Origin of the sequence: Stutzerimonas zhaodongensis (assembly GCF_003696365.1) — a bacterium.
GTDB classification, from domain to species: Bacteria; Pseudomonadota; Gammaproteobacteria; order Pseudomonadales; family Pseudomonadaceae; genus Stutzerimonas; species Stutzerimonas zhaodongensis.
This window is the reverse complement of record NZ_RFFM01000020.1, coordinates 1-559: the sequence shown is the minus strand read 5'-3', so window position 1 is coordinate 559 and position 559 is coordinate 1. Positions and strand designations below refer to the sequence as shown.

The 559-nt window shown below is 62.4% G+C and carries 1 protein-coding gene; it reads right to left on the bottom strand.

The annotated features are described in order from the left end of the window. Nucleotides 1-290 (bottom strand): pyridoxal-phosphate dependent enzyme (locus EA797_RS21615; RefSeq protein ID WP_122169030.1); only part of this gene is annotated, 290 nt, incomplete at its 3' end. Between the last annotated feature and the right edge of the window lie 269 nt (nt 291-559).

Below are 559 nucleotides of genomic sequence, written 5' to 3'. Positions count from 1 at the left end.
GCCAGGCAGCCCAGGCCAAGCCTGGCCGCCAGCGCCGCGGTCTGGCGTACATGGTTGGACTGGATCGCGCCGGCGGTGACCAGCACCTCGGCCCCCTGGGCCAGGGCATCGGCGCCAAGGTATTCGAGCTTGCGCGCCTTGTTGCCACCGAGTGCGAGCGGGGTAAGGTCGTCGCGCTTGATCCAGATATCCCGACCCAGGTGACGTGACAGGCGAGGTAGATGTTCGAGGTGCGTGGCGGCGGGAACCAGATCAAGGCGAGGGAAGCGGGCGAGGGCGTCGGAGAGCATGGCAACAGGCTTCTGCGCAAAGGTAAGTAACCACTGTAGAAGGCAATTCAAGGCTGCCGCAAGCCGATGCCTCGCGAAGCTACAGCACTTCGCTGCTAAGTTTCCGAAAACCGATCATGAGCGCCGGCCACCGATCATTCGGTGTCACAGAGCGATAGCGAAGAACTCGGCAGGATCGATTCGTAGCGCTTCGTGACTAACTGGATAGACTCGAGGTGGGGATCAAGGGCACGTGCTTGCTGGGACTGGAGCCTGCTGAGCGAAAGCGT